A 19,727-nucleotide genomic window follows, 5' to 3' on the forward strand; every position below is an offset into this window, starting at 1 on the left:
GCCTCGGCCCATGGCGGACATTATCGGACTCGTGCTGCCGTTCTTCGGCATGATCCTGCTCGGTTACGTGGTCGCGCGGATCACGAAGCAGCCGGTCGAGGCGCTCGGCTGGCTCAACACCTTCATCATCTACATCGCGCTGCCGGCGCTCTTCTTCAAGCTGGTGGCCAAGACGCCGGTCGAGCAACTGACGCGCGTCGATTTCATCCTCGCCAATATCAGCGCCACCTACCTGATCTTCGGACTGATCTTCGCCACAGGCCTCTGGCTGCGCCGCGCCACGGTCGGCGAGGCGACGATCCAGGGGCTTGCTGCCGCCTACGGCAATATCGGCTATATGGGGCCGGGGCTTGCGCTGCTGGCCTTCGGCGAGCCGGCGGCGGTGCCGGTCGCACTGGTCTTCTGCTTCGAGAACATGCTGCATTTCACGGTCGCGCCGGCGCTGATGGCGCTTGCGGGCGGCGAGAAGCAGCCCCCGCTCAGGATTGCCGGCGGCGTGCTGCACAAGATCGTCACGCATCCCTTCATCATCGCGACGGCGGCGGGCTTTGCCGCAGCCTTCGCCGGCTTCGAGCCGCCGGCGCCGTTGCAGCGGCTGATCGATTATCTCGCGCAGGCCGCCGCGCCCTGCGCGCTCTTCGCCATGGGCGTGACGCTCGCACTGCGGCCGCTGAAGCGGGTGCCGGTGGAGATCGGCTACATCGTGCCGGCGAAGCTGCTGCTGCTGCCGGTGACGATGTATCTCGTGCTGGGACTTGCCGGCAATTTCGATCCGGTCTGGGTATTCACGGCCGTGCTGCTCGCGGCCCTGCCGACGGCCACGAATGTCTTCGTCATCGGCCAGCAATACGGCGTATGGCAGGAGCGGGCCTCCGCGACCATCCTCATCACGACCGTGCTATCCGTCGCGACGGTGACGATCCTGCTCTACCTCATCAAGTCAGGCCTGCTGCCGGGTGATCCGTTCCCGTAGACCGCTGCGCAGGGCCTTCAGCGAGCCGAGCGGCTCGATACCCTCGCGCATGACGATGCCGCGCAGCGGCCCGAGGGCGGACAAGAGGTGCAGTCCGGCGGATCGCAGGAATTGCACGGGCAGGAAATCCGAAAGCAGCGAACGGTTCAGCAGATCGACGCTGAGGGTGCGCGAGCGGATATCGGCCTGCCGCTTGCGGTCGAAGCGCTCGCCGATATCGATATCGTTCGCCGGCTCACGATCGGCGATAAGCTCGCGCAATGCCATGATATCGCGAAGGCTGAGGTTGAGGCCCTGCGCCCCGATCGGCGGAAAGGCATGCGCGGCCTCGCCGACGAGCGCGATGCGCCCCTTGCCGAATCGCTCCGCCGTCATGCCGGAAAGCGGGAAGCTCTGCACGCCGCCTTCGACGGAAACCTTGCCAAGCATGGACTGCATGCGCTCCTCAACGGCCCGGCTGAGGTCCGGTAGCGGCAACGCGCGCAGCCGTGCCGCTTCCTGCGGCGGCAACACCCAGACGAGGCTGGAGCGCCGGCCGGGCAGGGGCACCTGCGTGAAGGGGCCGCTTTCCGTGTGGAACTCCGTGGATACGTTGCCGTGCGGCCGTTCGTGCGAGAAATTGAGCACCAGCGCGGCCTGCGGATAGGACCATGCCTTGACGCCGATGGCGGCGCTCTCGCGGATCTTCGACTTGCGGCCGTCGGCGCCGATCACGAGGGAGGCCATGACGCGCTCGCCATTGTCGAGCGCCAGCTCCACGCCGGTCTCGAAGGCGTTGGCGGCCGTCACGCCGCTTTCGACGCGAACGATGGCGTTCGTCGCGGCGATGCGCGCATCCAGCACATCGAGGAACGGTGCGTTCGGAATGTTGTAGCCGAAGGCGGCAAGCCCGACTTCGCTGGAACGGAAGGCGACCGGCGGCGCACGCAGCAGCCGCGCAGTGCCGTCGAGGATCTGCATGGTCTCGAGCGCGGCGGCATGGGGGGCGATCTCGTCCCACAGGCCGAGCGTGCCGAGGAAGGCGATGGACTGGTCCATGAGCGCCGTCGTGCGGCCATCGGCGGCGCGGGCGGGCGGGGCGACAAGGGCGACGCTGCGTCCCGAATCGGCAAGCGCGAGGGCCGCGAGATTGCCGGCAAGGCCGGCGCCGACGACGGCGATATCGAATTGTCTCATGACCGGCCTCCGAGGCGGAAAGCGTTACCCACAGATTTGCGGTGCTTGTACTGCGCCAAGACTAGGCCCGCAAAGGGGCAATTTCCATGGGATGAATCCGCGCAGCCGGAAGAACCGCCGGGCGGACAGGCGATTTTCTCTGGCGGCGTCGGACAATCAATGCATATTACCGGCAGTAACCGCACAAGAGGGCAGGTTCGGCGGCGCGCGGCCGGGCAAAAGCCCCAAGGGATGGACAGCGAACGGCAATGAAGTTTTTCAATTACAAGCGCGTGCCCTACGCGGAGATTCGCGCCTTTTCCGTTCATATCCTGACGGCGTCCGGCTCGTTCCTCGCCTTTCTCGGCGTCGTGGCCGCGGCGGAACACCGTTTCGTCGACATGTTCTGGTGGCTCGGCCTCGCGCTGCTCGTCGACGGCATCGACGGGCCGATCGCCCGCAAGGTGCGCGTCAAGGAAGTGCTGCCCAACTGGTCCGGCGACACGCTGGACAATGTCATCGACTACGTGACCTACGTGCTCCTGCCGGCCTTCGCGCTCTACCAGGGCGGCATGATCGGCGAGCCGTGGTCCTTTGTCGCCGCAGGCGCCATCGTGGTGTCCAGCGCCATCTATTATGCCGACATGGGCATGAAGACGGACGAATATTTCTTCTCCGGCTTCCCGGTCGTCTGGAACATGGTGGTGTTCACGCTCTTCGTGATCAAGGCGAGCGAGCTGACGGCGTCGATCATCGTCTTCGTTTCCGTCTTCCTCACCTTCATGCCGATCAATTTCCTGCATCCTGTGCGCGTCGAGCGCCTGAGGTCGGTGAACCTCGCCGTCTTCTTCCTCTGGGCCGGCCTTAGCGGCTATGCGCTTCTGCTTCACTTCGATACGCCGGCCTGGGTCGTCTGGGGCGTCGTCGCGACGGGGGTCTATCTCTATGTCATCGGCGCGGTGCTGCAGGCCTTTCCCGCCCTCGGCCGGCGCTAGAACAATCGGGAGCATGACATGACCAAGGCGATCGTCATCCGCAGTCTCGGCGGGCCGGAGGTTCTGAAGCTCGAAGACGTGCCGCTCGGCGCGCCGGGACCGGGCGAAGTGCAGATCAGGCAGGCAGCGGTCGGCCTCAACTTCATCGACGTCTATTTCCGCACGGGCCTCTACAAGACCGATCTGCCCTTCGTTCCGGGCAAGGAAGGCGCCGGCACGGTTACTGCGCTCGGCGAAGGTGTCACGGATTTTGCGATTGGCGACCGGGTCGCCTATGCGTCCGCGGACGGCGCCTATGCGGCGGAACGCAACGTCGCGACGAAGCATCTGGTGAAGGTGCCGGACGGCATCCCGCTCGAGACGGCGGCGGCCATGATGCTGAAAGGCATGACGGCGCAATATCTGCTGCTCCAGACCTACAAGGTGAAACCCGGCAGCGTGATCCTGTTCCACGCCGCGGCCGGCGGCGTCGGCCTGATCGCCGGCCAATGGGCGAAGGCGCTCGGCGCGACGGTGATCGGCACGGCCGGTTCGCAGGCGAAGATCGATCTCGCGCTGGCCCATGGCTACGATCATGTCATCGATTACGGCAAGGAAGATTTCGCCGCGCGGGTGCGTGAACTGACGAACGGCGCGGGCGTCGACGTCGTCTACGATTCCGTCGGCAAGGATACGTTCCCCAGGTCGCTGGACTGCCTGAAGCCGCGTGGCCTCTTCGTCAGCTTCGGCAATTCCTCGGGGCCTGTCGATGCCTTCAACATGGGGTTGCTCGCACAGAAGGGTTCGCTCTTCGCCACGCGCCCGACGCTCTTCGCCTATATTGCGACGCGCGCGGAACTCGATGCATGTGCAAACTCGCTCTTTGATGTTGTGCAAGGCAACAAAGTGCGTATCAATATTAATCAGACTTATCCGTTGGCCGAAGCTGGGCGGGCGCACACGGATCTGGAAACAAGAAAAACGAGCGGAACGACATTGCTCATCCCCTGACAAGGACCCGAACGGGCGCTGGGGAATGGGATCGCAGGGGAAGAGGGGGCAGAGTGTCAGCCGTTGGAGCATCCGAGGGCATGGGCAGTCCGTTATTGGCTGTTCGCAGCCTGACAAAGCTATTTGGTTCGTTCGCCGCCTGTAACGGCATCGACCTTGCCATACAGCCCGGTGAAATTCATGCCCTTCTGGGCGAGAACGGGGCTGGCAAATCCACCCTCGTGAAGATGCTTTTCGGCGTGCTCGCGCCGACGAGCGGCGAGATTCTGTGGAAGGGCGAGTCCGTTCGCATCCCAAGCCCCGGCGCGGCGCGGCGTCTCGGCATCGGCATGGTCTTCCAGCACTTCTCGCTTTTCGAGGCGCTGACGGTGGCGGAGAACATCGCGCTCTCGCTGAGCCCCGGAATCTCCCTGTCGAAAGTCGCCGAGGAGGCCGCCCGCCTCTCGCATCTCTACGGCCTGCCGCTCGATCCGAACGCGCATGTCGCCGATCTTTCGGTGGGCGAGCGCCAGCGCATCGAGATCGTGCGCGCGCTGCTGCAGAACCCGGAACTCATCATCCTCGACGAGCCGACCTCCGTGCTGACGCCGCAGGAGGCGGACCGGCTGTTCGAAACGCTCGACAAGCTCAAGGCCGAGGGCCGTTCGGTGCTCTATATCAGCCACCGGCTGGAAGAGGTGCAGCGCATCTGCGACCGCGCCACGGTTCTGCGCCACGGCAAGGTCACCGGTGCATGCGATCCACGCAAGGAGACGCCGGCTTCGCTCGCCCGCATGATGGTCGGCAGCGACGTCGCCTCGGTCAGCGCGGCCGGCACGAACGCCAAGGGCAATGTCCTCTTGGAGGCGCGGCATCTGAGCGTGCCGGCACGCACGCCGTTCGCTGTCGCGTTGAAGGATGTCGGTCTGAAGGTTCGCGGCGGCGAGGTCCTTGCGATTGCCGGCGTTGCCGGCAACGGGCAGGGCGAGCTTTTCGATGCGCTTTCCGGCGAATTTCCCGTCGCGGACGCATCGGCCGTCTTCATCCGTGAAAAAGCCGCCGGCAATCTCGGCATCACCGCCCGCCGCCTGATGGGCGCGGGTTTCGTGCCGGAGGAGCGCCATGGCCATGCGGCCGTTCCAGGCCTGCCGCTTTCCGACAATCTCGTGCTGGCGCGCAGCCAGTCCGACCGCAAGACATTCCTTGCCGGCGGCATCCTCGGTGTCATCCGCCACGCCGTCGTGCGCCTCGCCTCGCGCCGCATCTCCGAAACGATGGACGTGCGCAAGAGCGGGGAGGATCCTGCGGCCGGCTCGCTTTCGGGCGGCAACCTGCAGAAATATATCGTCGGCCGCGAACTGGACCGTCAGCCGGCCGTGCTGATCGTCAACCAGCCGACCTGGGGCGTCGACGCGGGCGCGGCGAGCCGCATCCGCCAGGCGCTGGTGGACCTCGCCAAGGCGGGGTCCGCCGTGCTGGTGATCAGCCAGGACCTCGACGAGATCTTCGAGGTGGCGACGGAAATCGCCGTCATCAGCGAGGGAAGGCTGTCGGACGCCTATCCGGCCCATGAACTGACACGCGAAAAGATCGGTCTCCTGATGGGCGGCATGCACGGCAAGACGGAAGGCGAAGGGGCGGCCCATGCGCATTGAACTCGAAAAACGCCCCAATCCGTCCCGGCTCTACTCCGTCCTCTCGCCGTTCCTCGCGCTGGGGCTGACGGTGATCGCAGGCGGCATCATGTTCGCGCTGCTCGGCAAGAGCCCGGCATCGGCGCTCTACAGCTTCTTCATCGAGCCGCTGCTCGACGTCTGGTCGCTGCACGAGATCGCCATCAAGGCCGCGCCGCTGATCCTGATCGGCGTTGGCCTGTCCGTCTGCTACCGCTCGAACAACTGGAACATCGGCGCGGAAGGGCAGTTCATCGCGGGCGCGATTGCCGGCGCCATCGTGCCGGTGGTCTTCCACGAGTGGCATTCGCCGCTCGTCCTGCCGCTGATGCTCATTTTTGGGATGGTCGGCGGCGCGCTCTATGCCGCCATCCCCGCCTTCCTCAAGGCGCATATGAACACCAACGAGATCCTGACGAGCCTGATGCTGGTCTATATTGCCCAGCTCTTCCTCGACTGGCTGGTGCGCGGTCCATGGCGCAGCCCGGATGCCTATAACTTCCCGGTGACGCGCGACTTCGCGCCGGAAGCGATCCTGCCCGAACTCGTCTCCTCCGGCAGGGCCAATCTCGGCTTCGCCTTCGCCATCATCGCGGCCGTCGTGCTCTGGATCATGATGCGCTACACGCTGAAGGGCTTCGAGATCACCGTGCTCGGCCAGTCGGAGCGGGCAGGGCGCTTTGCCGGCTTCTCTTCCAGGCGCATGATCTGGTTCTCCATGCTGCTCTCGGGCGCGCTCGCCGGTCTTGCCGGCATTTCCGAGGTCAGCGGCACCATCGGCAAGCTGCAGCCGATCATCTCGCCCGGCTACGGCTTCACCGCCATCATCGTCGCCTTCCTCGGCCGCCTCAACCCGCTCAGCATCGTCGCCGCGGGCCTCTTCCTCGCGCTCACCTATGTCGGCGGCGAGGCGGTGCAACTGACTCTCAGCGTCTCCGACAAGGTCACGCGCGTCTTCCAGGGGCTGCTGCTGTTCTTCGTGCTCTCCTGCGACACGCTCATTCTATACAAGATCCGGCTGGTCTTCTCCCGCCTCGGCCGCGGCAACGAGGGGGAAGCGCACTGATGGGCATGATCGAGGCAATCCTTCTCACCGTGATCACGGCGGCGACGCCGCTGGTGCTTGCTTCCGTCGGCGAACTCGTCACGGAGCGCACCGGCGTGCTCAATCTCGGCGTGGAGGGCATGATGGTGATGGGCGCGGCCATCGCCTTCGCCGCAACGCAGATCACCGGCTCGCCCTATGTCGGCATCCTCGCCGGCATTGCCGGCGGCGCGCTGTTTTCCCTGCTCTTCGGTTTCCTGACGCTGACGCTCGTCGCCAACCAGGTGGCGACCGGCCTTGCGCTGACCATTCTGGGCCTCGGCGTCTCGGGCCAGATCGGCGAACCCTATGTCGGCATGTCCGGCGCAAGGCTCGAGCCGATCGCGATCCCGCTTCTTTCCGATATTCCCTTCATCGGCCCGCTGCTCTTCCGGCAGGATATCATTTTCTACATTTCGATCGCGCTGGTGATCGGCGTGAACTGGTTCCTGTTCAAAAGCCGTGCGGGCCTGAAGATCCGCGCCATCGGCGACAACCATGCCTCCGCCCACGCGCTCGGTATCCATGTCATCCGCACGCGCTATCTCGCCGTGATGTTCGGCGGGGCCTGCGCGGGCCTTGCCGGCGCGCAGCTCTCGCTGGTCTATACGCCGCAATGGGTGGAGAACATGTCAGCCGGGCGCGGCTGGATCGCGCTGGCGCTGGTGGTCTTCGCCTCCTGGCGGCCGTGGCGCGTGCTGCTCGGCGGCTATCTCTTCGGCGCCGTGTCGATCAGCCAGCTTCATGCGCAGGCCTTCGGCATCGGCATCCCCTCGCAGTTCCTGTCGGCGCTGCCCTACGCCGCCACGATCATCGTGCTCATCCTGATCTCGCACAATCGACGCATGACGCTGATCAACACACCCGCCTCTCTCGGCAAGCCGTTCGTTCCCGACCGGTGAGAAAGACGGAAAACGACCACTCCAACCTCAGAGGATAAAATGAAGAAAATCATTCTCGCTCTCGCAACCTCCGCCGCCGTCCTCGGCTTCGCCGTCGCGGCAAGCGCACAGGACAAGACGAAAATCTGCTTCATCTATGTCGGCTCCAAGACGGATGGCGGCTATTCGGAAGGCCACGACCGCGGCCGCCAGGAGCTCGAAAAGGCGATGGGCGACAAGATCGAGACCGCCTTCCTCGAAAACGTACCGGAAGGCCCGGATGCCGAACGCGCCGTCGAGCGCATGGCGCGCTCGGGCTGCGCGCTGGTCTTCACCACGTCCTTCGGCTTCATGGACGCGACGATCAAGGTCGCCCAGAAGTTCCCGGACGTGAAGTTCGAGCATGCGACCGGCTTCAAGAGCGCCGAGAATGTCGGCACCTACAACGCCCGCTTCTACGAAGGTCGTTACATCCAGGGCGTGATCGCCGCCAAGATGTCCAAGAAGGGCGTCGCCGGCTACATCGCCTCCTTCCCGATCCCGGAAGTCGTGATGGGCATCAACGCCTTCATGCTCGGCGCGCAGTCCGTCAACCCGGACTTCAAGGTCAAGATCGTCTGGGCCAACACCTGGGCCGATCCGGGCAAGGAAGCCGACGCCGCCAAGGCGCTGGCCGACCAGGGCGTCGACATCCTGACGCAGCATACCGACTCCACCGCCCCGATGCAGGTCGCCGCCGAACGCGGCATCCATGCCTTCGGCCAGGCCTCGGACATGATTGCCGCCGGCCCGAACACCCAGCTCACCGCCATCGTCGATACCTGGGGCGCCTATTACATCAAGCGCACGCAGGCGGTTCTCGACGGCACCTGGAAGTCGGAGCAGATCTGGGACGGCCTGAAGGACGGCATCCTGACGATGGCGCCCTACACGAACATGCCCGACGACGTGAAGAAGGCCGCCGAAGACGTCGAGGCGAAGATCCGCTCCGGCGAGCTGCATCCCTTCACCGGCCCGGTCAAGAAGCAGGACGGCTCCGAATGGCTGGCTGCCGGCCAGGTTTCGGATGACGGCACGCTGCTCGGCATGAACTTCTACGTCGCCGGCGTGGACGACAAGCTGCCGCAGTAAGTCGCGGCTTATGGAACGGCGGAAAGGCGCTCCGGACGGGAGCGCCTTTCTCGTCTGGCGAGAGGGCCGCATGCGCGGAAGCGGGCGAGGCCCTATCCCCTTGTTTGTACGTGGCTGCAAGTGCAAAACCGCTTCGCACTTTTGTTGGATTTGCTCTATACCAGCGCAAGGCTTCCGGAACAGAAGGGGTGTTTCGGACCGGAGGAGGGGACGATTTTTGCGCAAGGGATTGCTTGAGACGGTCATCAACGGGCTGAACACGCGCACCAGTCATGCGCAGGTGGTCAACGAGTTGGGCCTTGCCATTATCGCAGGGGAATATCCTGTCGGCGCGACGCTGCCGGGCGATGCGGAGCTTGCGGCGCGCTTCAAGGTGTCGCGCACCGTGCTGCGCGAGGCGATGAAGACGCTTGCCGCGAAGGGCCTTGTCGTTCCGCGCGCGCGCATCGGCACGCGCGTCACGCCCAACACGCAATGGAACCTCTTCGACAGCGATATCCTGACCTGGTATTTCGCCGTCGGTATCGACGAAAGCTTCCTCCTGCACCTTTCCGAAGTGCGCCTTGCCTTCGAGCCGCATGCGGCGGCGCTTGCCGCGCGCCACGCCACCGAGGCCGACATCAGCCAGATGATGCGCCTTGCCGTGGCCATGGGCGATACGTCGCACACAGCCGAATCGCTCGCGCTGGCGGACCTGAAATTCCATCTCTCGGTGCTGGACGCCTCGCGCAACCCCTTCCTGCGCACGGTCGGCAGCCTGATCGAGGCCGCGCTCGTCGGCGCCTTCAAGCTCAGCTCCCCCGCCGCCGATCTCGGCAAGATGGGCGAGGTGGCAGCGACTCACATCCGCATCGTCGAGGAAATCGACCGGCGGGATGAGGAGGGCGCGCGCCGCGCAATGGAGAACGTCATCCGTGTCGGCCGCGAACGCGTGGTTCAGGCTCTGCGCGAGGAAGAATAGCCCGGCAGGAAACGGGTGGCCCGCATGACGGGCCGCCTTGGCGAATCAATCGTCGTTGCTGGCGTTCAGCTCTTCCGGCCGCTTACCCTCGCTGGAGGCATGCGCCGCCACGAGCTGTGCAGACCCCATCGCCTGATAGAGATTGAACAACGCTTCGCTCGCCCGTGCGGCGAGACGGAACCAGTCGGGATTTCCGGCAATGGCGGGGTGGTGGAGGAGCTGGTCGTCGACGAGGTCGAGCACGATGGACGTCGTGTGCACCGCCTCGTGGAAGCCGAAGGAGCCGGACGCATAGTGCGCCAGCAGCTCCGGTGGCGTCATGGCGCGCTCGTCCGCCAGAAGGTCGAGCTGTTTCAGCCGTTCGTCCTCGAGTTCGATATCGGTGCTTTCCAGCATGTCTGTCTCCGTTGCCGTTGCTGGGTCAGAAGTAATCGAGCCGCACCCGCCGGCGGATCAGGAGGATCGAGCGGTCCGGCTGGATCTGGTAGGTCTCGAAGACCTCCCGGCCGGGGCGATCGCGGAACCGGTGTTCGAACGTGCTGCCGACGGGCGCCTTCGTCAGTCGCGTGCGCGGCTGGTGGCCGCCATAGGTGATGCTGCCGGGAATAGGCTCGATGCCGACGCCAGTCGTGGGCGTGCAGGCGCAAAGCGCGAGGACGGCGAACAGGGACAGGGCGGTGCGGATCATGTCGGGAACCTCTCACCGTATAATCTAGCACATTGCACGCCAGAGAAAACGGGCGGCCGAGGCCGCCCGTTCCGGAATGTTCAGCCCTGGGGCGTCAGCGTGACCGAGGTGCCGGTCGCCGCGAGGTTGAGGCCGATCTGGCCGCTGATGCTGACGGTCTGCAGGTGGATCGATCCCGACGTACCGCCGATGAGGACGTTGGTGCCGATGCCGACGCCGACCGTCGCCTCCGCCGTGGCGCCCTGATAGAGGCCACCGAGCGAGCCCTGATGGTAACCCGCCGTCGGCGCGAAGACCGCCCAGACGATGCGGCCCTGCGTGGTGAAGCCGAGATCGACGCCCATCTTGCGGATAACGCCGCTATAGCTGTCACGCTCGCCGTTGCTCGCGCTGAACACGCAATCGACGGTCTTGGCCGAGCCAAGCACATAACCGACCCCGCCGCCGACATCGCAGGTCAGCATGCCGATCTTCACGCCGCCGCGTGCGCCGTTGTCCACATAGGTCGGCGCCTTGTCGCGGTAAACCATGTCCGCTGCGCCGGCCGTCGTCGCGAGAGCCTGCGCAAGCGTCAGGGCCAGCACGGTTCCAAGCTTCTTGTTCATCTGTGCACTCCTTCTAGCTGGCACGATAATGGCGAATCCGGTGCATTGGTTCCCGGCCGCAAGGTTACCTCATGGCGAAGAACGTGGCGGAGTGTGGGCGAACGGTCCGCCCGCCACAGGAAGTTGCGCCTGCCGGCGGCTCCCACGGGGCCGGCACGAAAAAAGCCCGGCCGAGACGGCCGGGCTTCGTGTTTTCAGCGTCGCTGCGTTCAGCGCTTGGAAACCGGCACGTAATCGCGCTTGGGCGCGCCGATATAGAGCTGGCGCGGGCGGCCAATGCGCTGTTCCGGGTCCTCGATCATCTCGTTCCACTGGGCGATCCAGCCGACCGTGCGCGCGAGCGCGAAGAGCACCGTGAACATGGTGGTGGGGAAGCCCAGCGCCTTCAGCGTAATGCCGGAATAGAAGTCGATGTTCGGATAGAGCTTCTTCTCGATGAAGTACTCATCCGTCAGCGCGATGCGCTCCAGCTCCATGGCGACTTCCAGCATCGGGTCGTCCTTGATGCCGAGTTCGCCCAGAACCTCGTGCGTCGTCTTCTGCATGATGCGCGCGCGCGGATCGTAGTTCTTGTAGACGCGATGGCCGAAGCCCATCAGGCGGAACGGATCGTTCTTGTCCTTGGCCCGCGCGACATATTCAGGAATCCGCTCCACCGAGCCGATCTCGGCCAGCATGTTGAGCGCCGCCTCGTTGGCGCCGCCATGGGCCGGACCCCAGAGGCAGGCGATACCGGCCGCGATGCAGGCGAACGGATTGGCGCCCGAGGAGCCGGCAAGACGGACGGTGGAGGTGGATGCGTTCTGCTCGTGGTCGGCATGCAGGATGAAAATACGGTCCATGGCGCGCGAGAGCACCGGGTTCACGGTGTATTCCTCGCACGGAACGGCAAAGCACATGCGCAGGAAGTTCGACGCGTAGTCGAGATCGTTCTTCGGATAAACGAAGGGCTGGCCGATATGGTACTTGTAGGCCATGGCAGCGATCGTCGGCATCTTGGCGATCATGCGCAGCGAGGCGACCATGCGCTGGTGCGGATCGGTGATGTCGGTCGAGTCGTGATAGAAGGCCGAGAGCGCGCCGACGCAGCCGCACATGACGGCCATGGGATGGGCGTCGCGGCGGAAGCCGGTGAAGAAGCGGCTCATCTGCTCATGCACCATGGTGTGGTGCGTCACGCGGTAGTCGAAGTCGTCCTTCTGGGTCTTGGTGGGCAGTTCGCCGTACAACAGAAGGTAGCAGACTTCGAGGAAGTCGCCATGCTCGGCAAGCTGCTCGATCGGGTAGCCGCGGTGCAGCAGCACGCCCTCGTCGCCGTCGATATAGGTGATCTTGGATTCGCACGAGGCGGTGGAGGTGAAGCCGGGGTCGTAGGTGAAGGCGCCGGTATGCTTGTAGAGCGTGCCGATGTCGATCACATCGGGGCCGATCGTCCCGGATCTCGTCGGCAGGTCGACCGTCTTGTCACCGATGGATACACCCGCGCTTTTTCCTGTCATAACGATCCTCCGTTGTTTCGAATGGCGGCACGAAAGCGTGCCCGGCCATGAACATGTTCGTTTTGCTAGCCCATTTACGGCACCCTGCCAAGCGATACGAAAGGCAAATTGTGCATTGCGGAAACAGGCTTTCCGGCAACGCAATATCTACCCTTTATGCGAAGTTGCAAGCAACCTTTGAGAGTGCTCTTCAGATTATGGAGGGCGCATCCTTTCTGTCTGGCTTAGCAATTGTCATATATACTGGCGATTGAAGATTTCCTCGTTCGATTGCACAATGGAAAGGGGATAGAGGGGCCGGGACATGGCCGAGGGGAAGATCGCGGAGCGCGAGGAGGCGCCCGAAGCCTATGGCTGGCGGGCAACGGTCGAACATGGCGGCGCACCGCCGGTGTCCTTGCCGCCGTCGCCTCGAAGAACATGGTCCGCCCGACTGTCGCGTATGGTCGCCCGGCTCGGCAGTCGGCTGCCGGAGCGGCGGACACTTGCTCCCGACTTTGCGCAGGAGCGGGCGCATGGGCATTTCTTCCTGTTCGTTCCCGTCTTCCTTGGAGTGGGGGCGGCACTCTGGTTTGCCATCGCGTCCGACCCGTCGCCCCTCATGCTGGGACTGCTCGCCTTCGCGACATTCTGGCCTGCCTGGCGGTTGCGTCACCGGGAAGACTGGACTGCGCTGGCCGCGGGCGGCGTGTTCCTGATCCCCGTCGGCATGTTGCTGGCGGCGGCCGAGAGCCAGCGACTCGATACGGTCATCCTCGATGCGCCGGTAACGACGGAGATCGCCGGCCGGGTTCTGTCGCGGGAAAGCGACGAAAGAGGCGCCATCCGCTATCGTATCGCGCTTGAGACGACGCGCGACCCCGCATTGAAGCGCATGCCGGAGACCGTGACGCTGCTTGCCCGAAGCCGGCACCCCTCTGTTCCCATCGGCGGCGGGATCAAGGGACGGGCGCGGCTCAATCCGCCCTCGGGGCCGGCACTGGCAGGTCTCAACGATTTCGCCTTCGACGCCTATTTCGCCGGTAATGGCGCGGTCGGTTACTTCTACAGCAAGCCGGAAACTTTTCCGGTCGCTCAGGCGCGCATGACCGACCGGATACGGCAGGAGATCGCCACCTGGCGAAACAACCTTACCGAGCATATTCGAGGCCGCATCGGCGGCGATGCCGGCGCGATCGCCGCCGCCCTTGTGACGGCTGAACAGCGCGCCATCGATCCCGAAACAGTGGAGGCCCTAAGGCAGGCCGGGCTTGCCCATGTCCTCGCCATTTCGGGTCTCAACATGGTGCTGGCCGCCGGCACGTTCCTGGTCGGCGCGCGCGTGCTCATGGCCGCGATCCCCGGCTTCGCCGAGCGTTACCCCGTAAGGAAGATCGCCGCCGCCGGCGCGCTGGTCATGGTCACGCTCTATATCCTTGTCTCGGGCGGCGCGATCTCGGCAGTGCGGTCCTGGATCATGATCTGCGTGATGCTCGTCGCCGTGCTCGCCGGCCGCTCCGCCATCAGCCTGCGCAATGTGGCGATCTCCGCGATCCTCATTCTGGCGGCCACGCCGTCGGCCGTCACCAATCCCGGGTTTCAGATGTCCTATGCGGCGACGCTCGGCCTAGTCGCCGGCTATGCGGCCTGGCGGGAGAGGCCGGTTCGGCGGGAGAGCCGGGGAGGGCCGCTGCGGCTTTTCGGTGGTTCGCTCGGGCGCCTCTTCGGCGGGCTTCTCCTATCGTCGCTGATCGGCGGCTTTGCGACGCTGATCTATTCCATCGGCCACTTCCATCGTATCCCGGCCTATGGCCTCGCCGGCAACCTGTTCGCCATGCCGGTCATCAGCACGATCGTGATGCCCTTCGGCCTCATCGCCGTGCTGCTGATGCCCTTCGGCCTGGATGCGGTCCCGTTCGCCATCATGGGAAAAGGCATCGAGTGGATGATTGCCCTGTCGAACTGGGTTGCCGGCTGGAAGGGGGAGGTCGTCACCGGCCGAATTCCACCGCTCGCCTTCCTGCTCATCGGCGTGGGCGGTGGTCTCGTCTGCATCCTGCGCACACGCCTGCGCCATGTCGGCGCGCTGCTTGTCCTGTCGGGTATCGGCGTCGCCTTTTCGCCCGGCGGCCGCCCCGCGCCGGAAGTCCTGGTCTCGGAGGACGGCCGCCTTGTCGCCATCCTGTCCGGGGAGGCAACGGCGACGAACCGGGTCCGGCCACCGGGCTTCATCTACGATCAATGGCGGCGTGCGCTCCGGCTCGGCGATCTGGTCAAGCCGGACATGCGCAAGACGGCGGGACTGACGCTGGAGACCGAGGTGAAAGCGGAGGGGCGGGAACAGCCTCGCCGCAAGGCGGATCGGCAAAAGGCAAAAGCCGCGCTGGCCGGCGCAATCGATGCCTCGAAGAAGACGGGCCGCTTCGTCTGCGAAGCAAAGGCCTTCTGCGCCGCCGTCTCGCCCAGCGGCTGGCGGATCGTCACGATCGAGGACACCGCTTTCCTCGGCGTTGCCTGCGACGGGTCGGATCTCGTCGTCGTACCCTTCGCCCTGCGGCTCGATACCTGCCGCTCCGGTGCGCGACTTATGACCGCCCGGCACTTGCGGCGTAGCGGCGCAATGGAAATCCAGCCTGCCGAAGGAGAAGCGTCTTCCGCGCTCTCCAACGCCGAATTCACGGCCGCGGTCGGGACGCTCAGCCGCCCATGGTCACGACACCGCACCTACGACTGGCGCAAGGCAACCTTCGAGCCGGAAGCGGATGATCAATTGTAGCGGCGGATGAGGCCGACGAGCTTGCCCTGGATCTTCACACGGTCGGGGCCGAAGATACGGGTCTCATAAGCCGGGTTGGCGGCTTCCAGGGCAATGGAGGCACCCTTGCGGCGGAAACGCTTCAGGGTCGCCTCCTCGTCATCGACGAGCGCCACGATGATTTCGCCCGGATTGGCGCTGCTTGCATTGCGGATGATCACCGTGTCGCCATCGAGAATGCCGGCCTCGATCATCGAGTCGCCCTTGACCTCCAGCGCATAATGCTCGCCGCTGCCGATCATCTCGGCCGGCACGGTGATGTCGTGGGTGTTGTTCTGGATGGCAGAGATCGGCACGCCGGCGGCGATGCGTCCCATGACGGGAACGGAGACGGAAGAAGAAATCTCCGCCGGGGCCGTGCGCTGCGCGGGAGCGGCCGGCGGGGCGGCCTGCTTGCCACGGCTGCCCTCGATGACGGACGGCGAGAAGCCACGGCGAGGCTGCAGGCTCGGCGAATAGGCATCGGGAAGCTTGATCACCTCCAGCGCGCGCGCCCTGTTGGGCAGGCGGCGGATGAAGCCGCGCTCCTCCAGCGCCGTGATAAGGCGATGGATACCGGATTTGGAGGCGAGATCGAGGGCATCCTTCATCTCGTCGAAGGAGGGCGGAATGCCGGATTCCTTCATACGCTCATGAATGAACAGCAGGAGTTCCTGTTGTTTGCGCGTCAGCATGGCCTCTCCACCGAGAATCGTGAAACAAATCCAGAACAGACACTATCTGTTCCATATGTGTTCCGCAAGGGGCTGCTGATACAATAATGTTTCTCAGGGTGCGGGTTCGCGCAGAAGCAGAACCTTGCACGGCGCTCCCACGGCCATGGCCGGAGCCTGGGGCGGCCGGACCAGCAGGCCTTCCGCTTCCGCGAAGGTCTTCATCATCGAGGAATCCTGCTTGCCGAAGGGGGTGACGAGCAGTTCGCCGGCGGGGCCGCGAGCCAGGCGGGCGCGGACATAGTCCTGCCGGTGGTCGTTTTCCTTGACCGGCACCGCCGTGACGGCGTCCCGCAGGCGGGTTTTCGGCGGCAGATGCGCAAGACGGCGGACGAGGGGTTCGAGGAACAGCAACGAGCAGACGAGACTGGAGACGGGGTTGCCGGGCAAGCCGACGACTTGGATCTCGCCGAGGCGGCCGACCATCAGCGGCTTTCCGGGACGCATGGCGATGCGCCAGAAGTCGAGCTCCATGCCGGCTTCGCCAAGCACTGGCTGGACAAGGTCGAAATCGCCGACGGATGCGCCGCCGAGCGTCACCAGCACATCGATGTCGAGGGAAAGGGCATTCCGCACCGCTTCGAGAATTGCCTGCTTGTCGTCACGGACGATGCCGAGATCAACGATCTCCGCGCCGGCGCTGCGGGCGATGGCGGCGACGCCATAGGTGTTGGATGCGATGATCTGGCTTGCACCCGGCGACGTGCCCGGCGGTACCAGCTCGTCGCCGGTCGCCAGAAGGGCGACGCGGGGACGGGTATATACGGTCAGCTCCGCATGGTTCATCGCGGCAGCGACGGTGAGGCGGCCCGGATCGAGCATGTCGCCGGCCTTGAGGACGATTTCTCCTTCGGAGAAATCCTGGCCACGGGGGCGGATATGGCGGCCCTTCGGGGTGAGGAAGGTCGTGCGGATGCGGCCGTCCTCCAGCACCTCGGCATCTTCCTGCAAAAGCACGGTATCGGCGAAGGCGGGGAGCGGCGCACCGGTGAAGATGCGCACGGCCTCGCCCGGACCCGCAGAGCCTTCGAAGGCGTGGCCGGCCGCGGAGGTGCCGACGACCTTGAGGACGGCGCCGAGCACGGCGATGTCCGCATGGCGCAGGGCGTAGCCGTCCATCGCGGAATTGTCGAAGGGCGGCTGGGTAAGGCGGGCGGCTACATCCTCCGCAAGCACGCGGCCCTCCGCCTCATGAAGCGGGACCTTTTCCGTCCGTCGCACCGGCCTTGCCGCGGAAAGCAGGCGTTCAAGGGCATCGGCAACGGGCAGAAGGGCCATCAGGCGTCTCCGCGTTTGTAGTCACCGGAACGGCCGCCGGACTTTTCGCGCAGCCGCACGCCGCCGATCTCCATCTCGCGGTCGGCGGCCTTGGCCATGTCGTAGATTGTGAGGCAGGCAACGCTGACGGCCGTCAGCGCCTCCATCTCGACGCCGGTGCGGCCGGTAAGTTTTGCCATCGCCTCGACGCGCAGGCCCGGAAGGGCGAGATCCTCGCGGATTTCCACCGCCACCTTGGTCAGCATCAGCGGGTGGCAGAGCGGGATGAGGCTGGAGGTCTGCTTGGCGGCCATGATGCCGGCAAGGCGCGCCGTGCCGATCACGTCGCCTTTCTTGGCGTCGCCCTTAAGAATGAGGTCGAGCGTCGCAGGCGCCATGCGGATGAAGGCCTCGGCGACAGCGATGCGCACCGTTTCGCCCTTGTCGCCGACATCCACCATGTTGGCTTCGCCGGAGGCGTCGATATGCGTGAGCTTCGTCATTCGGCGGCCAGCATGCCGGCATTGCCGGTCAGGAGTTCGCGCGTTGCGGCCGCCACGTCTTCCTTGCGCATCAGGCTTTCGCCGACGAGGAAGGTGGAGATGCCGACCTTGCCGAGGCGCTGGCAGTCGGCATGGGTGAAGATGCCGCTTTCGCCGACGAGCAGCCGGTCTTCCGGCACCATGCCGGCGAGCTTCTCCGAAACCGCAAGATCGACTTCGAAGGTGCGCAGGTTCCGGTTGTTGACGCCGACAAGCTTGGACTTCAGCTTGAGCGCGCGCTCCATTTCGGGTTCGTCGTGCACTTCGATCAGCACGTCCATGCCGAGCGAGAAGGCGGCGTCTTCCAGCATTTTCGCGGCATCGTCGCTAAGCGAGGCCATGATCAGGAGAATGCAGTCCGCACCCCAGGCGCGGGCTTCCAGCACCTGGTAGCTGTCGAACATGAAGTCCTTGCGCAGCGCCGGCAACGCGCAGGCGCCGCGTGCGGCGGTCAGGAATTCCGGCGCGCCCTGGAAGCTCGGCGTGTCCGTCAGCACGGAAAGGCAGGCCGCTCCGCCGGCCTCATAGGCTTTCGCGAGGGCCGGCGGATCGAAATCCGGGCGGATGAGGCCCTTGGAGGGGCTTGCCTTCTTGATCTCGGCGATGAGACCGAAGCGGCCTTCGGCCTTCCTGTCCTTCAGGCTCGCGAAGAAGCCGCGCGGCGGCTCCTGATCACGGATGCGCGCGCGAAGCTCGGCGGGGGCGACGCGCGCCTTGGCGGCGGCGATCTCTTCCAGCTTGTAGGCTTCGATCTTCTTCAGAATGTCGGTCATGGCCAATCCTAGTCCGTCCCGCCCTCGTTGGAAACCGCAACGAGGCGTTCCAGCGCGGCGCGGGCGCGACCGCTTTCGAGGGATTCGCTCGCAAGCCTCATGCCGTCGCCGAGCGTCTCAGCCTTGCCGGCGATGACGAGCGATGCGGCGGCGTTCGCCAGCGAGATATCGCGATACGGCATATGCGCGCCGCCGAGCACGGAAAGCAGAGCGGCCGCATTGTGCGCGCCGTCGCCGCCACGCAGGTCATCGAGCTTCACTTGCGGCAGGCCGAAATCGGCGGGCGTCAGCTCGAAGGTGCGGATCTTGCCGTTCTCCAGCGCCGCGACCTGCGTTACGCCGGTCGTGGTGACCTCGTCGAGGCCTTCACCATGCACGACCCAGATGCTTTCCGAGCCGAGGTCGCGCATCACCTCGGCGATCGGCACCAGCCATTGCGGCGAGAAGACGCCGAGGAGCTGGCGCTTGACACCGCCGGGATTGGAGAGCGGGCCGAGCAAGTTGAAGATCGTGCGCGTGCCCAGTTCGACGCGCGACGGGCCGACATGCTTCATGGCGGGGTGATGCAACTGCGCGAACATGAAGCCGAGGCCGGCATCGTGCACGCAACGGGCGATATCGGCCGGGCCGATATCGAGCTTGACACCAAGGCAGGAGAGGGCGTCCGCCGTACCCGACTTGGAGCTGAGCGCCCGGTTGCCGTGCTTGGCGACGGGAACGCCGGCGCCCGCGACGATGATCGCCGCGAGCGTCGAAATGTTGTAGGTGCCCGCGCCGTCGCCGCCCGTGCCGACGATGTCCATGGCGTCTGCCGGCACGTTTACCGGCAGCATGCGGGCACGCATGGAGCCGACGGCGCCGTAGATCTCGTCCACGGTTTCGCCGCGCACGCGCAGGGCCATCAGGAAGCCGCCGATCTGCGAGGGCGTGGCGGCGCCCGACATGATGATCTCGAACGCGCCGCGCGCATCCTCGCGGTCGAGCGCGTTGCCGGCGGCGACCTTGGCGATATAGGGTTTCAGGTCGGACATGCG

19 protein-coding genes are annotated in these 19,727 nt (G+C 65.2%); 9 read left to right on the forward strand and 10 right to left on the reverse strand.

Annotated elements, in window-relative coordinates; genetic code table 11:
* The first annotated feature begins 10 nt into the window (after positions 1 to 10).
* A complete protein-coding gene (locus MOE34_RS08520; protein WP_160784195.1) occupies positions 11 to 973 on the forward strand; it encodes an AEC family transporter in 963 nt (320 codons plus the stop codon).
* Here MOE34_RS08520 and MOE34_RS08525 read toward each other — a convergent pair.
* Positions 941 to 2,149 carry a UbiH/UbiF family hydroxylase gene (locus tag MOE34_RS08525; protein WP_242222877.1) on the reverse strand — a complete coding sequence of 403 codons (1,209 nt, stop codon included), beginning with the start codon at positions 2,147 to 2,149 and terminating at the stop codon, positions 941 to 943. The two genes, MOE34_RS08520 and MOE34_RS08525, sit on opposite strands and share 33 nt — an antisense overlap.
* 248 nt (positions 2,150 to 2,397) lie before the next feature.
* Between MOE34_RS08525 and pcsA the strand changes: the two genes are divergently transcribed.
* From pcsA to MOE34_RS08560, 7 genes are all read left to right on the forward strand, one after another.
* Positions 2,398 to 3,123: a phosphatidylcholine synthase gene (pcsA, locus tag MOE34_RS08530; protein WP_242222879.1), complete on the forward strand. Its 726-nt coding sequence runs from the start codon at positions 2,398 to 2,400 to the stop codon at positions 3,121 to 3,123.
* A gap of 18 nt (positions 3,124 to 3,141) precedes the next feature.
* On the forward strand, positions 3,142 to 4,113 hold the full coding sequence (locus MOE34_RS08535; RefSeq protein WP_242222881.1) for a quinone oxidoreductase family protein: 972 nt from the start codon (positions 3,142 to 3,144) through the stop codon (positions 4,111 to 4,113).
* An 80-nt stretch (positions 4,114 to 4,193) separates the two neighbouring features.
* Positions 4,194 to 5,747: an ABC transporter ATP-binding protein gene (locus MOE34_RS08540; RefSeq protein ID WP_242222883.1), complete on the forward strand. Its 1,554-nt coding sequence runs from the start codon at positions 4,194 to 4,196 to the stop codon at positions 5,745 to 5,747.
* Positions 5,737 to 6,831 carry an ABC transporter permease gene (locus MOE34_RS08545; RefSeq protein WP_242222885.1) on the forward strand — a complete coding sequence of 365 codons (1,095 nt, stop codon included), beginning with the start codon at positions 5,737 to 5,739 and terminating at the stop codon, positions 6,829 to 6,831. Before MOE34_RS08540 ends, MOE34_RS08545 begins: the two co-directional genes overlap by 11 nt.
* Complete coding sequence (locus MOE34_RS08550; protein WP_242222887.1) at positions 6,831 to 7,751, forward strand: ABC transporter permease; 921 nt, start codon at positions 6,831 to 6,833, stop codon at positions 7,749 to 7,751. The genes MOE34_RS08545 and MOE34_RS08550 overlap by 1 nt, the downstream gene beginning before the upstream one ends.
* Positions 7,752 to 7,790: 39 nt before the next feature.
* Complete coding sequence (locus MOE34_RS08555) at positions 7,791 to 8,861, forward strand: BMP family ABC transporter substrate-binding protein (protein WP_242222889.1); 1,071 nt, start codon at positions 7,791 to 7,793, stop codon at positions 8,859 to 8,861.
* 217 nt (positions 8,862 to 9,078) lie between these two features.
* Entirely contained in the window at positions 9,079 to 9,822 is a 744-nt protein-coding gene (locus MOE34_RS08560) for a FadR/GntR family transcriptional regulator (protein WP_242222890.1), read from the forward strand.
* Between the two features lie 45 nt (positions 9,823 to 9,867).
* Here MOE34_RS08560 and MOE34_RS08565 read toward each other — a convergent pair whose 3' ends face one another.
* From MOE34_RS08565 to gltA, 4 genes are all read right to left on the reverse strand, one after another.
* Positions 9,868 to 10,218: a hypothetical protein gene (locus MOE34_RS08565; protein WP_242222892.1), complete on the reverse strand. Its 351-nt coding sequence runs from the start codon at positions 10,216 to 10,218 to the stop codon at positions 9,868 to 9,870.
* A 25-nt stretch (positions 10,219 to 10,243) separates the two neighbouring features.
* Complete coding sequence (locus MOE34_RS08570) at positions 10,244 to 10,510, reverse strand: hypothetical protein (RefSeq protein ID WP_242222894.1); 267 nt, start codon at positions 10,508 to 10,510, stop codon at positions 10,244 to 10,246.
* A gap of 80 nt (positions 10,511 to 10,590) precedes the next feature.
* A complete protein-coding gene (locus tag MOE34_RS08575) occupies positions 10,591 to 11,115 on the reverse strand; it encodes a DUF992 domain-containing protein (RefSeq protein ID WP_242222896.1) in 525 nt (174 codons plus the stop codon).
* A 209-nt stretch (positions 11,116 to 11,324) separates the two neighbouring features.
* The gene (gene gltA, locus MOE34_RS08580) at positions 11,325 to 12,614 is read right to left on the reverse strand and encodes a citrate synthase (protein ID WP_242222898.1); all 1,290 of its coding nucleotides are present in this window, start codon (positions 12,612 to 12,614) and stop codon (positions 11,325 to 11,327) included.
* Between the two features lie 304 nt (positions 12,615 to 12,918).
* On the opposite strand from gltA, the gene MOE34_RS08585 reads away from it, so the two are divergent.
* Entirely contained in the window at positions 12,919 to 15,369 is a 2,451-nt protein-coding gene (locus MOE34_RS08585) for a ComEC/Rec2 family competence protein (RefSeq protein ID WP_242222901.1), read from the forward strand.
* Here MOE34_RS08585 and lexA read toward each other — a convergent pair.
* The 5 genes from lexA to trpD all read right to left on the reverse strand — a co-directional run bounded on the left by lexA (position 15,360) and on the right by trpD (position 19,724).
* The gene (gene lexA / locus MOE34_RS08590) at positions 15,360 to 16,082 is read right to left on the reverse strand and encodes a transcriptional repressor LexA (RefSeq protein ID WP_242222902.1); all 723 of its coding nucleotides are present in this window, start codon (positions 16,080 to 16,082) and stop codon (positions 15,360 to 15,362) included. The genes MOE34_RS08585 and lexA overlap by 10 nt on opposite strands.
* Positions 16,083 to 16,175: 93 nt before the next feature.
* Positions 16,176 to 17,399 (reverse strand): molybdopterin molybdotransferase MoeA, encoded by a 1,224-nt coding sequence (locus MOE34_RS08595; RefSeq protein ID WP_242222904.1) that lies wholly within the window; start codon positions 17,397 to 17,399, stop codon positions 16,176 to 16,178.
* On the reverse strand, positions 17,399 to 17,881 hold the full coding sequence (gene moaC, locus MOE34_RS08600) for a cyclic pyranopterin monophosphate synthase MoaC (protein WP_242222906.1): 483 nt from the start codon (positions 17,879 to 17,881) through the stop codon (positions 17,399 to 17,401). The genes MOE34_RS08595 and moaC overlap by 1 nt, the downstream gene beginning before the upstream one ends.
* Entirely contained in the window at positions 17,878 to 18,693 is an 816-nt protein-coding gene (gene trpC / locus MOE34_RS08605; RefSeq protein WP_242222908.1) for an indole-3-glycerol phosphate synthase TrpC, read from the reverse strand. The genes moaC and trpC overlap by 4 nt, the downstream gene beginning before the upstream one ends.
* A gap of 8 nt (positions 18,694 to 18,701) precedes the next feature.
* Positions 18,702 to 19,724: an anthranilate phosphoribosyltransferase gene (gene trpD / locus MOE34_RS08610; protein WP_242222910.1), complete on the reverse strand. Its 1,023-nt coding sequence runs from the start codon at positions 19,722 to 19,724 to the stop codon at positions 18,702 to 18,704.
* Between the last annotated feature and the right edge of the window lie 3 nt (positions 19,725 to 19,727).

The organism is Shinella zoogloeoides (assembly GCF_022682305.1).
GTDB lineage: Bacteria > Pseudomonadota > Alphaproteobacteria > Rhizobiales > Rhizobiaceae > Shinella > Shinella zoogloeoides_B.